This window comes from Hyunsoonleella sp. J2K-J805, assembly GCF_057167125.1.
Genome location: NZ_CM169901.1, coordinates 1,080,462 through 1,094,015, shown reverse-complemented (window position 1 = coordinate 1,094,015; position 13,554 = coordinate 1,080,462). Strand labels below are relative to the sequence as shown.

The 13,554-nt window shown below is 35.3% G+C and carries 12 protein-coding genes; 8 read left to right on the top strand and 4 right to left on the bottom strand.

Going from position 1 to position 13,554, the window contains the following annotated elements:
• The first annotated feature begins 227 nt into the window (after positions 1 to 227).
• The 5 genes from AC1B0Z_RS04795 to AC1B0Z_RS04775 all read left to right on the top strand — a co-directional run bounded on the left by AC1B0Z_RS04795 (position 228) and on the right by AC1B0Z_RS04775 (position 5,426).
• Positions 228 to 890: a carboxypeptidase-like regulatory domain-containing protein gene (locus AC1B0Z_RS04795; RefSeq protein ID WP_483794413.1), complete on the top strand. Its 663-nt coding sequence runs from the start codon at positions 228 to 230 to the stop codon at positions 888 to 890.
• A gap of 19 nt (positions 891 to 909) precedes the next feature.
• Positions 910 to 1,950 carry a transglutaminase domain-containing protein gene (locus tag AC1B0Z_RS04790; RefSeq protein WP_483794412.1) on the top strand — a complete coding sequence of 347 codons (1,041 nt, stop codon included), beginning with the start codon at positions 910 to 912 and terminating at the stop codon, positions 1,948 to 1,950.
• Positions 1,951 to 2,002: 52 nt separating this feature from the next.
• Entirely contained in the window at positions 2,003 to 3,538 is a 1,536-nt protein-coding gene (locus tag AC1B0Z_RS04785) for a YifB family Mg chelatase-like AAA ATPase (protein WP_483794411.1), read from the top strand.
• A gap of 91 nt (positions 3,539 to 3,629) precedes the next feature.
• Complete coding sequence (locus AC1B0Z_RS04780; RefSeq protein WP_483794410.1) at positions 3,630 to 4,847, top strand: hypothetical protein; 1,218 nt, start codon at positions 3,630 to 3,632, stop codon at positions 4,845 to 4,847.
• 72 nt (positions 4,848 to 4,919) lie between these two features.
• On the top strand, positions 4,920 to 5,426 hold the full coding sequence (locus AC1B0Z_RS04775; RefSeq protein ID WP_483794409.1) for a hypothetical protein: 507 nt from the start codon (positions 4,920 to 4,922) through the stop codon (positions 5,424 to 5,426).
• A gap of 133 nt (positions 5,427 to 5,559) precedes the next feature.
• Here the strand turns inward: AC1B0Z_RS04775 and AC1B0Z_RS04770 are convergent, their stop codons facing one another.
• The 4 genes from AC1B0Z_RS04770 to deoC all read right to left on the bottom strand — a co-directional run bounded on the left by AC1B0Z_RS04770 (position 5,560) and on the right by deoC (position 9,971).
• A complete protein-coding gene (locus tag AC1B0Z_RS04770) occupies positions 5,560 to 6,606 on the bottom strand; it encodes a hypothetical protein (RefSeq protein WP_483794408.1) in 1,047 nt (348 codons plus the stop codon).
• A gap of 412 nt (positions 6,607 to 7,018) precedes the next feature.
• Positions 7,019 to 8,341 (bottom strand): ATP-dependent 6-phosphofructokinase, encoded by a 1,323-nt coding sequence (locus AC1B0Z_RS04765; protein ID WP_483794407.1) that lies wholly within the window; start codon positions 8,339 to 8,341, stop codon positions 7,019 to 7,021.
• Between the two features lie 256 nt (positions 8,342 to 8,597).
• Entirely contained in the window at positions 8,598 to 9,296 is a 699-nt protein-coding gene (gene deoD, locus AC1B0Z_RS04760; protein ID WP_483794406.1) for a purine-nucleoside phosphorylase, read from the bottom strand.
• 9 nt (positions 9,297 to 9,305) lie between these two features.
• On the bottom strand, positions 9,306 to 9,971 hold the full coding sequence (gene deoC, locus AC1B0Z_RS04755; protein WP_483794405.1) for a deoxyribose-phosphate aldolase: 666 nt from the start codon (positions 9,969 to 9,971) through the stop codon (positions 9,306 to 9,308).
• Positions 9,972 to 10,144: 173 nt separating this feature from the next.
• Between deoC and AC1B0Z_RS04750 the strand changes: the two genes are divergently transcribed.
• The 3 genes from AC1B0Z_RS04750 to pxpA all read left to right on the top strand — a co-directional run bounded on the left by AC1B0Z_RS04750 (position 10,145) and on the right by pxpA (position 13,553).
• Entirely contained in the window at positions 10,145 to 11,275 is a 1,131-nt protein-coding gene (locus AC1B0Z_RS04750; RefSeq protein WP_483794404.1) for a DUF2891 domain-containing protein, read from the top strand.
• 305 nt (positions 11,276 to 11,580) lie between these two features.
• Positions 11,581 to 12,813, top strand: a complete 1,233-nt coding sequence (locus tag AC1B0Z_RS04745) for an Nramp family divalent metal transporter (protein ID WP_483795247.1) — start codon at positions 11,581 to 11,583, stop codon at positions 12,811 to 12,813.
• The gene (pxpA, locus tag AC1B0Z_RS04740; protein ID WP_483794403.1) at positions 12,813 to 13,553 is read left to right on the top strand and encodes a 5-oxoprolinase subunit PxpA; all 741 of its coding nucleotides are present in this window, start codon (positions 12,813 to 12,815) and stop codon (positions 13,551 to 13,553) included. The genes AC1B0Z_RS04745 and pxpA overlap by 1 nt, the downstream gene beginning before the upstream one ends.
• Position 13,554: the final 1 nt, after the last annotated feature.

Here is a 13,554-nt window from a genome sequence, read left to right as displayed (position 1 = left end):
TCTGGATTCCTGACTTCATTGGAATGACAGTCGCTTTTGAAGAAAAATTTCATTCTTTTGTTAAAAACTATGGATTTAAAATCCATAATGCAATGCTTTATTTGGAGATTAATTATCTAAACTAACCCAAACCCATCTTTCACTCATTGATTTTGTATATTACATAAAACTAAATAGTCTATAATATTTCTTATTTTTAGATTCGAGATACCAAAAATTATAACATTATGAAAGCAAATTTTAGTATCTCAATCAAAAATCCGTGTTCTGAACTATTCAGCGGGTTTGAAAAAACAGCATCAGGAGGATTTTGTAAATCCTGCGAAAAGGAAGTCATTGATTTTAGAAATATGACAGACATGCAAGTAAAACAAGTTTTAAAACAAAAAGGAGATAATACCTGTGGTTATTTTAAAAAAGAACAATTACATGAAAACAATCACGCCATGGAAACTCGAAATAATCCAACATCAAAATTTATAAAAGCAGCTGCTATTGCGGTTTTAGCCTTCACTACGTTTCAAAATATTGAAGCACAGGAAAAAAGCAGCAGCACTGAAACGATTCAAAGTGTAAAATCTGATAAAGCCCAAGACAAGCTCTTAAAAGGTGAAGTTAAAGATGAATCAGGACCATTGGCTGGTGCAAGTATATTGCTTAAGGGTACAAAAATAGGAGTTACCGCCGATTTTGACGGTAAGTTTGTGTTCCCTAAAGCGTTAAAGGAAGGCGATATTCTTCTAGTAAGTTATATTGGTTATGAAACCCAGAAAATTGTTATTGCAAAAGACCAGAAGTTTTTAGGTGTGCAATTAACAGGGGATGATATTGATTTATTAGGAGAAGTTCAGGTAAATCAGGTGTATAGCTCAAAGCGAAAAGCAAAATAGCCCCGTTCTAGAAATTTCTATGATTCGTTTATACACCATTTTTCTATTCTTCTTTTGTATAACTCTATCTGCACAAAAATCTGATTTTAAACATATCAATTTTGATAAAGCCGATAATAAGGCAAAATCATGCAGTAAAATGTCGTTGAAAAACATGCCATTGTTAGTACATGAGCTAACAAATGACTTAAACACCCAAGTAGAACAGTTTAGGGCTATTCATACTTGGGTGTGTCTAAATATTGAAAGCGACCATTATTTTAGTGAGACTACGCTTAAAAAGCGTAAACAACTACATCATAACAGCACCGCTTTTTCCAAATGGAATACTAAGGCACAATCCAAAGTGTTTAAAAGGCTGGTAAGAGACAAAAAAACAATTTGTTCAGGGTATGCTTATATATTGAAGGCTTTAACTAATCTTGCCGATATTGAATGTGAAATTGTGAATGGCTACGCGCGTACAGTTAGAACCAATGTAAACACTGTCGATTTCCCAAACCACTCATGGAATGTTGTAAAGCTTAATGGCAAGTGGTATTTCGCAGATACAACACAAGCAAGTGGTTTTTACAATTTGGATGACCGCGAATTCATCAAGGACTATAATGATGGTTATTTTTTAGCTGAACCAGAATTGTTTGCAAAAAATCATTATCCGATAGATACATTGTGGTTGCTTTTGGATGATAAATTACTGACATTAAAAGATTTTGTAAAGGCACCAATAATTTATGGTAGTACCTACAAATATGGCATTGTTCCAATAACACCTGAAACTTTAGAAGCTACAATTCATGCTGGAGATGCAGTTGTTTTTCAATTTGATGTTTTAGATGAAACTTATCTGGAAGACATCACCTTGGTAATGAGCAGCGGTTTCAAGTTCAAGAGTATAAAGGCAACAGCGGTAAATTTAAAAAACGGTGTTTTAGAGCTAAGGCATAGGTTTACTAAAATAGGACAATACGATGTACATGTTAAAGTAGGAAAGGATATTATTGTGTCTTATGCCATTAAAGTAGAAAAACTTAAAACTGTCACACTCCAACGCTCTTAATTTATTTTCAAATCCAATAACATTTCTTACATTTAGCAGGTAAAGATATACTATGCTTAAAAAAGTTTTTGGTAGCGCTGTATTTGGTGTGGAAGCTACCACGGTTACGGTTGAAGTAAATACAGATAAAGGTATTGGTTATCATTTAGTTGGATTACCAGATAATGCTATAAAAGAGAGTAATTTTAGAATTGCGGCTGCACTACAAAACAACGGTTACCGAATTCCTGGAAAGAAGATTATCATCAATATGTCACCCGCCGATTTACGAAAGGAGGGAAGTGCTTACGATTTAACGTTGGCTATTGGAATTTTAGCGTCTTCAAGTCAGATAAAAGCTGAAAATTTAGACCGTTTTTTAATTATGGGAGAGCTGTCTCTTGATGGCAGTTTACAGCCCATAAAAGGCGCACTGCCAATTGCGGTTAAAGCTCGGGAAGAAGGTTTTAAAGGGTTTATTTTACCAGCTCAAAATGCTAAGGAAGCTGCTATTGTGAATGATTTGGAAGTTTATGGTGTGGATAATATTAAGCAGGTTATTAATTACTTTGATAAAGGTGAATCTCTAGAGCAAACCATTATAGATACAAGAAAAGAATTTGAGAAGAATTTGAATTATCCAGAATTTGATTTCTCGGATGTTAAAGGGCAAGAAGGGATAAAACGCTGTATGGAAATTGCTGCGGCAGGCGGACATAATATAATTTTAATTGGACCACCAGGAGCTGGAAAAACCATGTTAGCGAAACGCCTACCAAGTATTTTACCGCCTATGACCTTGCATGAAGCTTTAGAAACCACAAAAATTCATTCCGTGGTGGGGCGTGTAAAAGATACGGGATTGATGGCGCAACGCCCTTTTAGGAGTCCGCATCACACTATTTCAAATGTAGCACTTGTTGGCGGTGGGAGTTATCCGCAACCAGGAGAAATCTCTCTATCGCACAATGGGGTGTTGTTTTTAGATGAATTACCAGAATTTAAACGTGAAGTTTTAGAAGTGATGCGGCAGCCTTTGGAAGATAGAGAGGTAACGATTTCTAGAGCGAAATTTACAGTAACCTATCCATCATCATTTATGTTGGTAGCGAGTATGAACCCGAGTCCGGGAGGTTATTTTAACGATCCTGATGCGCCCGTAACATCAAGCCCTGCTGAAATGCAACGTTATTTAGGAAAGATTTCTGGTCCGTTATTGGACCGTATCGATATTCATATTGAAGTGACACCAGTACCTTTTGAAAAATTGTCGGATGATAGAAAAGGCGAATCCTCAGTAGAGATTAGAAAACGCGTTACCCAAGCCAGAGAAATACAGACCCAACGTTTTGCAGATTCTGAAACCGTACATTATAACGCACAAATGAATGTAAAACAGATTCGGAAATTTTGTGTGCTGGATGATGACTCGAAAGCATTACTAAAAACGGCTATGGAGCGTTTAAACCTTTCAGCTAGAGCCTATGATAGGATTTTGAAAGTTTCTAGGACGATTGCCGATTTGGAAGGTTCTAAAGATGTTAATGGTTCTCATATTAGTGAGGCTATTCAATATCGAAGTTTGGATCGTGAGGGGTGGTTGGGGTAGAATTCCTGCGGAGGCAGGAATCTCATATTAAATGGTGCATATCATAAACGCGTGCTGTTAATATTATATAAATAGTATTTTGTAAAAAAGGATGAAAAAGTTTTTCTTATCAATACTGTTATTAAGCTTCATGTTTTCTTGTGAAGAGAAAATAAGAACCTTATCCCAAGAAGAATTTGTAAATAATTACAAGTTTAAAGCTGAAATATTAAATAAACTATCATCAGATTCCTTAGAACCAGATTACAGTGATGCAGCACAAGACTTCTCTATAAAGGGTGATTTTAAAAATGCACTTTTGTATTTTGATAAAACGCCTATGTTTAAACCAAAAGAGGTTAATTTTACGCAAGCTGAAATAGATTCTGTAAACAAAAGGTATAGGGTTGTAGGCGCGAAAGACTACGTTTTAAAATTAGCAACAGATTATAAAATCATAATTATTAATGAATTACATCATAATGCGACTCACCGAGTTTTCACAACATATTTATTAAAGCAATTGTATAATAAAGGCTATAATAATTTATGTCTAGAAGCTCTTGGTTATGACGATATTGAAGACCTTAAGGCAAGGAAATATCCTATTCAATCTACAGGATATTATATAAAAAATCCGCAGTTTGGTGAGCTGGTAAGAAGTGCGCTTAGTATTGGATATAAGCTATTTCCTTATGAAACCACGCAGTCCATAGGTGGAGCGATAAGAGAGGAGGATCAGGCAAAAAACATGGCTAAAATAATTAGGGCGTACCCAAATCAAAAGTTTATTATACAATGTGGTTCTGCTCATGCACTTGAAGGAAAGGTAGGTTTTTATGGTGGTGCAACTTTCGCTGAACGATTAAAGCAAAAAACGGGCATTGACCCTTTAACGATCGATCAGGTATATTACACTGAGAAAAGTGGTGCTAAATATAGGTCGCCCATTTTCAAAGCGTTCAATATAGAAAAACCATCTGTATTATTGGATTCGCAAAACGCTCCATTTGCTTATGTAAAAAGGGATTCTTGGATGGATATTGTAGTATTTCACCCCAACACTACATATATTAATAATAGACCAAATTGGTTGGTTGACAGTGATAAGCGAAAAGTTTCAATCAAACTGGATGACATGGATTTAGAATTTCCAGTAATGATTCTGGCATATGATGCTAGTGAGGATTTTAAAAACGCCGTACCTGTTGATATTTTGGAAGTTGAAAATAGCGAAACTGTTAGTCTTTACTTGAATAAAGGGAACTACAATATAATTGTGGTAAACGCATTAAAAGAAGGGGTTGTGTTTGAAAAGACAGTACGATAGTCAGTTTTAAATTTAAATGAATTTGCTTGACGGATAGCTAATAAGCTTTTTTAAAAACTAAATTGTATAAATATGAAAAAAACACTGTTGATTTTTGCACTAATATCTTTAAGTTTAAATGGTCAAAATTCTGAAGAGGATAGTTATTACCCTCTAATAAATGGAATGAGTAAAACTTTAACTTGGTATGCTAGTAAATATCGCGAAGTAGTAAAAGATAGCGTTCTAGAAGAAAACGGGAAGTATTATACATTGATTTCTCAGGTTTTTCCACCAAATGAAACAATTGATATTTACATGAGAAAATCTAATGATACGGTATACTTTTACAATGAGGTAAAACATACCGATGTTCCCTTTTTTGGAATTAACCCCAAAATTGGAGAAACTATTGGTAAGGGAACAGTCATTGACATTGATGCAAAACTAAAAACACCAAAAGGAAAATTGACTGAATTATTGGTTGTAGAAATGAATTATTCTAAAGATTCTCAGGATATAAGGTATTATAATAAAGGAATTGGGCTTGTAGCCGTTAAAAACAAGCGTAGGTTAATTTGTTATTATGTTCCTGATTAATTTGCTACGAAGTTGCAAGTTTCGTTAAGCAGGTTTATCTTATAATTTCAATAATTGTGAAGGACTCATAGTCCTGAGACTTTACGGAACGAGTTAGCTTAATTGTTAACACTTTAAAACAATTACCAAGAAACTAATTAGATTCTTTGTTAAATCTAGGATTTTTTGTTCTTAAATTTTGAAGTTTTTTACACCAGTCTATAATACCCTTAGCGCGTTTCTTTGCTTCCTTAAACTGCTGTCCTTTTTCAGCATACTCATACAGTTTTTTCCAATCGCCTATTAAAAAATAAGATATAGCAATATTGTTATATAATCCACCAATTATTTTATCATTAATTCTTGCTTTCTTTGAATTAGGTTGGTATTCGGTAATAGCATTTTCCCATATCTTTATGCAGGCTTTTACTTTTTTTGCATCATCTTCATTTTTATAAAAGATAACTCCTGAAGATTTAGTTAAAGCGTTTATGGAATCAAATGCCATTTCTAAATCGGAATAATCATACTTTTTATTTTTTTTTCCTTTAGTGATTTTAAAACCAGTGCGTTTTAGAATGTATCCATATTTTTCATCAACTGATGTTGAAAAAGCTATAACTCTTTTATCTAACATATTCCTGTACATTCTTTTAATGTGTGATTTACCGTCACGTTTTAAAATTTTAGATGCTAAACCAATTTCTTCTATTGCACCAGTATCCCAAATTTGCTCCGAAACAAAATCTTTTTGAATGATTATATCTTTTTTATTCACAACATCACGCATTAGAACATCCGATTTAATTAATGTTGTGACAATTAGTTGTTCTGCTGGAACTTCAACTCTTTTACCATCCTTTTTAACCTGAGTAGTAGTTTTGTGTATTTTGGATTCCGATTTAGCGGAATGAAATTTTATCTTTAATTGAATATCGGCATCAACCGATTTTTCTGTTCTTGTATATCCAGCTAATGTTAATTTCTTTGGGCTAAATTCCTTTATTGTAAAATTATTTATATCGACTATTTCAGGAATAGTATTCAGTATTTCACTGCAGTAAGTCTTTAGCTCCTCTGGAAGAGGATGTGATGGAGGTTGTACGTATTTTACACCTATGCTTTTATAGCTTGGTTTTTGAGAACTTACGTTTAGAAAGGTAAACATCGAGAGAATAAAGAGGAAGTGTTTAATAAACATAAGTAAGAATTTTAAATAATAGCTAGTCAAATATATGGTAAATTTCTGCCAATATTTTTAATTGTGAATATTAATTCAGGTGGATGCGCCAACCAAAAACTTAAAACTTGGCATTACTGCCTCTCCTTGCTACCGCTAGTTTGTAACTAATAGCGGTAACGATGATTTTTCTATTTTTAATTTTGAAGCAATAGAGCCTAAAGCCACTACGTTAAAAAGGTATTAAGATTTATTATTTATGTTAGCAAATATACCAGTGTTAGGGATTGAACGGCATGCTTCGACTGAGCTCAGCACAGGTGTCGGGGCTTCTCGGGGTAACGCCCAAATAAAACCGCTCATCTACACATTACTTCCCCGCTAACGCTCGTTTGAAACGAGTGGTTGAGTAAGCTACGACGAATAATATACCCTACTTCATCGAAAAAGGCTGCCCTGTACTTTGTAAAGCGCCAAACCAAAAACTACCTTCCATATCAATCTTTTTTCGTTTTTTGGTAACATCTGTAATAGGTAGGTAAACAAATTTATTATTGACGCTGCCAACAACAAAATTGGTTTTTCCTGCCATGGCGCCATGTACCGCATGATACGCCAAATGGTTGCAATACAAACTGTCGTTGGCATTTGCAGGGGCACTGCGGATAATATAACTAGGATCTATGTATTTTATGGTTGTTTTCATTTGTAAACTATCAAAATAAGCTTTGATCTTTTGCTTTAAAAATAGTCCAATATCCTGATGTTGTATGTTTCCTGAAGCATCTGTAATGGTTTTACTATCTTTAAATAAATGCTGACCTGCACCTTCAGCAACGACAATTACAGCGTGTTTTTTTGATTGAAGCCGCTTTTTTAGGTTTTCTAGAAATCCGTTTTCGCCTTCTAATTCAAAATCCATTTCTGGCACCAAAACAAAATTCACAACTGGCATGGATAGGGCGGTAGATGCGGCAATAAAACCACTATCGCGACCCATGAGTTTTACAATAGCCATACCATTAAAAGCACCATCTGCTTCGTTATGTGCATCTCTTACAATGGGGCAGGCTACATCGAATGAGGTTTCAAACCCAAAGGATTTGTCAATGATATCTATATCATTATCTATGGTTTTTGGTATGCCAGCAACCGAAATTTTTAAACCTCTATTTAAAATCTCTGTTCCGATAGCGTTTGCGCCTTTTAATGTGCCATCGCCGCCAATGGCAAATAAGATATCAACGTTATTATTTACAAGTGTATCCACCATAACGGACACATCTTGTCCGCCTCTTGAAGAGCCTAAAATAGTACCACCAAACTCATGAATATCTTTAACTTTATCTGGAGTGAGTTCAATAAATTCGTGACCTACTTCAGGATTCAATCCCTCATAACCGTAAGGAATACCAATGACGCGCTTTACACCATAAAAGTAATGCAGTGCCATAACTAAGCTACGGATAACGTTGTTTATACCTGGGCATAGTCCGCCGCAAGTTACAATAGCAGCTGTGGTATTTTCTCCTTTAAAAAACACTTTTTCTCTAGGGCCAGAACGTTCGTAAGAATCTGGAGCTACACCATTTTCTATAGAAGTATTAAGATTATTTAATTTAACATCTGCTAAAATTCGATCTGAATCTTCAACAAAATTGAAAATGCTATCGCCTATGGTTTTGCTTAAGTGTATTGGGGATATTAGTGTTGGTTCACCTAGATGTGATATTCTGAAATTGTTGTTGTTTTTCATGAAGCGGCTATTTTTTATCAGTTAATTAGGCATAAAAATAAATTAAAATTAAGAACTTTATTACTCTTATTTTGACATTAGTTACTAAACGAGTACTAGCATTAGGTTTAAGACAATAGCTAGCAAACAAGTGCGTTAGGGATTGAATGGCATGCTTCGACTGAGCTCAGCACAGGTGTTGGAACTCCTCGCAGAGAGCGACTAGTGAAAGCCCGACCCGACTATTAGGAGGGTAACGCCCAGGAAAACATTGCGGTTAAGCCAACTCAACAGCGACATCTATCATGTCCTTAAAGGTGGTTTCACGTTCTTTGGCTGTAGTACGTTCGCCAGTAACTAAGGAATCCGAAATGGTTAAAATGGTTAAGGCTTTAACGTTGTGTTTCGCAGCAATGGTATACAATCCCGCAGTTTCCATATCTACACAGAGTACCCCGAATTTGGACCATTTTTTATAGGATTCGAAATCGTCGGCATAAAACTCATCTGAGGTAAATACATTTCCCGCTTTTATGGGGATTTGTTTTGCTTTTGCGGTTTCTACTGCTTTTTGAAACAAATCGAAGTTGGCAGTAGGGGCATAGTCTGCACCGCTAAAGCGCAATTCGTTGACACCAGAATTTGAAGATGCTGCCATTGCCAAAACGATATCCCTGATTTTTATGTGCTTTTGATATGAGCCAGAACTACCCACGCGAATTAGGTTTTTAACGCCATAATCCGTTATAAGTTCATGCGCATAAATGGATATAGAAGGTACGCCCATGCCGGTGCCCATAGCGGAAATACGTTTCCCGTTATAGGTGCCAGTGTACCCTAACATACCCCTTACTTTATTGAAACAGAATGGGTCTTCGAAAAAGGTTTCGGCAATCCATTTTGCTCTTAGTGGATCTCCTGGAAGCAATATGGTTTCCGCAATGTCTCCTTGTTTTGCCTCTATATGAATACTCATGACATGAAATTAATAGGTTGAATTTGACGTTTCTCCATTTACTATGGCCACACCTGATGACGTACCTAAACGTTCCACGCCAAGATTGATATATTCCAGAGCAGTTTTGGTATCCCTAATTCCGCCTGATGCTTTTATTTTTACACAATCGCCACATACACTTTTCATAAGTTTAATATCATTCACTGATGCGCCTCTGGTACCAAACCCTGTGGAGGTTTTAATAAAGTCGGCTCCACTTTGTACAGCCAGCTCACTGGCTTTAATAATTTCGATTTCCTCTAGATAACATGTTTCTAAAATTACTTTCAATATATTGTTGGGTAATTGACGTTTTACGGCTTCAATATCTTTCCAAACGGCGTCGAAATCCTTACTTTTTAAAAGCCCGATATTGATAACCATATCAATTTCATCTGCTCCCGCTTCTATAGCTGTTTTGGCTTCGGCTACTTTAGCTTCGGTACTTGCTGCTCCTAAAGGAAACCCTACTACAGTACACACTTTAACATTGCTATCGTTTAATTGGGCTTTGGCAAGTGCCACGTAACCGCTATTTACGCAAACTGAGAAAAAATTATGAGTTTTAGCCTCTTTGCATAAGCTGATAATTTGTTTTTTTGTTGCATCAGCTTTTAAAAGCGTGTGGTCTATATAACGATTTAATAATTTCATAGATGACGTTTTCTTGTTTTACAAAGGTATTTATTCTTGTTGTAACCTCATTTTTTAGTAGTAAAATAATTTAGTGCTTACGGGGCAAAAACAGCTTATTGAAAATGTTATTTGTTTTTATTTGGGAAATCTCACGAGGTAAGGTAAATTTAGCATATTCTTAAAACAGATATATGAAACAGTATCTTCTCATCATTTTAATGCTCGCCTTTTTTAGTTGCGATAATTCAAAAAAGAACACGAATGGTAGTGAGCCAACAAGCCTTACTTCTGGAATAAATAAAGACATTAGTATGGAAATACCAAAACTAGATTTGGAACACGCCAATAAACTGGCAGAATTACCTCTACACTGTATCAATATAGAGTACCCCAACCGTTTATCGCAAACTTTGGGCGGTGATGAAGATTTAAAATCTCCCGCAACTTTGCATCCTGCGTTTTATGGGTGTTTTGATTGGCATTCGTCAGTTCATGGGCATTGGAGTTTGGTGAGTTTATTAAAACAATTTCCCAATTTGGATAGAGCAGATGAAATTAAACAACGTTTATTGGATAATATTTCAAAGGAAAATATTGAGGCTGAGGTGGCTTATTTTCATGGTAAGCATAATACATCTTACGAGCGCACCTATGGTTGGGCGTGGCTTTTAAAACTTGCGGAAGAATTACACACTTGGGATGATGATACGGCACGAATACTGGAAAGTAATTTGCAACTCCTTACAGATTTAATTGCTGAAAAGTATATTGAGTATTTACCAAAATTAAACTATTCGCTAAGAGTTGGTACGCACACAAACACAGCTTTTGGTCTGTCATTTGCTTACGATTATGCTGTAACTGTAGGGCATGAACCTTTGAAAAAGGCCATTAAGGATAGGGCATTATTCTTCTTTAAGAATGATAACGATTGTCCTATCTCATGGGAGCCTAGTGGCAGTGATTTTTTATCGCCATGTTTGGAAGAGGCTGCTTTAATGAAGCGACTGTTGCCACTTGAAGACTATAAAGTTTGGTTGGATGGTTTTTTACCTCAGTTGAAGCATAAAAACTTCGATATTGAAGTAGGTGTGGTTTCGGATAGAACCGATGGGCATTTGGTGCATCTTGACGGTGTTAATTTCTCTAGGGCTTGGAATTTATTTAAGATTGCAGAGGGACTTCCAGAATACAGTCATTTAGCTAATGTCGCCAACAAACATATAGCGTATTCCTTACCAAGTATTTTTGATGATGATTATATGGGAGGCCACTGGTTGGGCAGTTTTGCTATTTATGCATTGAATTCTTCTAATTTATAATTTAGAGTCAATTATTTAGAGAGCGCAATAACCCTGATGACAAAGCTAAAACCAAAGATACGCAACTTAAAAAAGCGGTTGATGAATTATTAAGTCAATTAAAATAGTATCTTAGTTAGAATAACTATTTGAATTCAAAAAGAACTCCTCGATTTTTTTATCGAGGTTTCATTTGAAATTGTCATTCCCATGAAAATGGGAATCTAAATACAAAATTCAGGTTTTGAAATATAGATGACTCATGTTGTCAATAATAGCAGATATATTTCTAACTTAGATTTAATTATTTGTACTACGAAATTTTTATTGTGAAAAACTTCTTTAAAAATATAGGTCCTGGGCCTTTGGTAGCAGCAGCTTTCATTGGCCCAGGAACAGTTACGGTCTGTACACTTTCTGGGGTTCAGTTTGGATATGCATTGTTGTGGGCCATGGTACTTTCGGTAGTTGCTACAATTGTATTACAGGAAATGACTGCTAGGTTAGGATTGGTTACCCAAAAAGGGCTATCTGAAGTTATTCGTCAAGAACTACAATCTCCATTTTTTAGAGTTTTAGCAATTGCTCTTATACTTTCTGCCATAGTTATAGGCAATGCAGCTTATGAAGGTGGAAATATCAGTGGCGGTGTTCTAGGTTTAGAAACAATTTTTGGTAAACATGATATTCAATTTGGAAACTTAACACTAAATGGGTTTAGTGTCTTCATCGGGTTCATAGCTTTTATTTTATTGTTTCTTGGAAATTATAAAGCTTTGGAGCTTTGTCTTATTGCTCTAGTATTATTGATGAGTTTAGCTTTTTTAACTACGGCAATTTTGACCAAACCGAATATTACTGAGTTATTCAAAGGTGCATTTGTTCCAAAATTTCCAGATGGGAGTACATTGCTAATTATTGCATTGATAGGAACTACAGTTGTACCTTACAATCTATTTTTACATGCTTCACTCGTTAAAGAAAAATGGAAAAACGTAGAAGACTTAACCTATGCAAGAAAAGATACTTTTGTCGCCATTGGATTGGGTGGGTTAGTTTCCATGAGTATTATCGTAGTTTCAAGTGCTATAAAAATAAACGGCGTAAATAACGCAGCAGATTTAGCTTTGGGTTTAGAGCCTTTATTTGGTAGTTTTTCAAAATATGCTTTGGCTATAGGGCTTTTTGCAGCAGGAATAACCAGTGCCATTACCGCTCCTTTGGCGGCAGCTTATGTAGCTTCTGGATGTTTAGGTTGGTCGTCAAACTTAAAATCTGCGAAGTTCAGGATAGTTTGGATTAGTATTTTAGTTTTAGGTGTTATCATATCATCTTCAGGGTTGAAACCTATACAAATCATTAAATTTGCACAAATAGCAAACGGTATGTTACTTCCTGTGATTGCTGGAATTTTATTATGGGTTATGAATAGGGCATCGCTTTTGGGAATACATAAAAATACATTAGTAAATAATATTTTTGGTGGTTTTATTTTTATAATTAGCTTGCTTTTAGCAATATCAGCTCTAAATAAGGTTTTTGAATTAAACATGTTTTAATGCATCAGTTTTCAATAGATATTAATGCAGATTTAGGAGAAGGTTTAGGCAATGAGGAACAACTTATGCCATTAATTTCCTCATGTAATATTGCTTGCGGTGGTCATGCAGGTAATGAAGATACTATGCGGGGTGTAGTTAAGTTGGCAAAAAAACATAAAGTTAAGATAGGAGCACATCCGTCGTTTCCAGATACTGAAAACTTTGGACGCGTTTTAGTTGAAATGCCATGTACAGCTCTATTTAAGTCTATTGAAGACCAAATTAATGCCCTGGTGGATATTATAAACGAGCAAAATACTGTTTTGCATCATGTAAAGCCTCATGGCGCATTGTACAATAGTGCTGCTAAGGATGAAAAGACAGCAGCTGTAATTATCGAGGTAATGAAAGGTATGCATCTACCTGTGTATTTGTATGTGCCTTATAAATCTGTAATCGCCAATTTAGCTATTGAACACAGAATTCCAATTATTTATGAAGCATTCGCTGACAGAAATTATAATGATGATTTATCACTTGTTTCTAGAACTAAAAAGGGTGCGGTACTTCATAATGAAGATGAAGTTTTTCAGCATGTCTACAGAATGATATCTGAAGAAAAAGTAAAGACCATTTCTGGTAAGGATATTGATATTAAAGCCCACACATTTTGTATTCATGGTGATAACCCCAAAGCTATTTGGTTGGCTAACCGATTAAAACACAGCTTGGAGTCTAAAGGAATCAGTATTCTTTAGC

Coding starts and splice junctions, on each gene's coding strand:
- AC1B0Z_RS04795 (WP_483794413.1), top strand. CDS start 228: ATGAAAGCAAATTTTAGTATCTCAATCAAAAATCCGTGTTCTGAACTA.
- AC1B0Z_RS04790 (WP_483794412.1), top strand. CDS start 910: ATGATTCGTTTATACACCATTTTTCTATTCTTCTTTTGTATAACTCTA.
- AC1B0Z_RS04785 (WP_483794411.1), top strand. CDS start 2,003: ATGCTTAAAAAAGTTTTTGGTAGCGCTGTATTTGGTGTGGAAGCTACC.
- AC1B0Z_RS04780 (WP_483794410.1), top strand. CDS start 3,630: ATGAAAAAGTTTTTCTTATCAATACTGTTATTAAGCTTCATGTTTTCT.
- AC1B0Z_RS04775 (WP_483794409.1), top strand. CDS start 4,920: ATGAAAAAAACACTGTTGATTTTTGCACTAATATCTTTAAGTTTAAAT.
- AC1B0Z_RS04770 (WP_483794408.1), bottom strand. CDS start 6,606: ATGTTTATTAAACACTTCCTCTTTATTCTCTCGATGTTTACCTTTCTA.
- AC1B0Z_RS04765 (WP_483794407.1), bottom strand. CDS start 8,341: ATGAAAAACAACAACAATTTCAGAATATCACATCTAGGTGAACCAACA.
- deoD (WP_483794406.1), bottom strand. CDS start 9,296: ATGAGTATTCATATAGAGGCAAAACAAGGAGACATTGCGGAAACCATA.
- deoC (WP_483794405.1), bottom strand. CDS start 9,971: ATGAAATTATTAAATCGTTATATAGACCACACGCTTTTAAAAGCTGAT.
- AC1B0Z_RS04750 (WP_483794404.1), top strand. CDS start 10,145: ATGAAACAGTATCTTCTCATCATTTTAATGCTCGCCTTTTTTAGTTGC.
- pxpA (WP_483794403.1), top strand. CDS start 12,813: ATGCATCAGTTTTCAATAGATATTAATGCAGATTTAGGAGAAGGTTTA.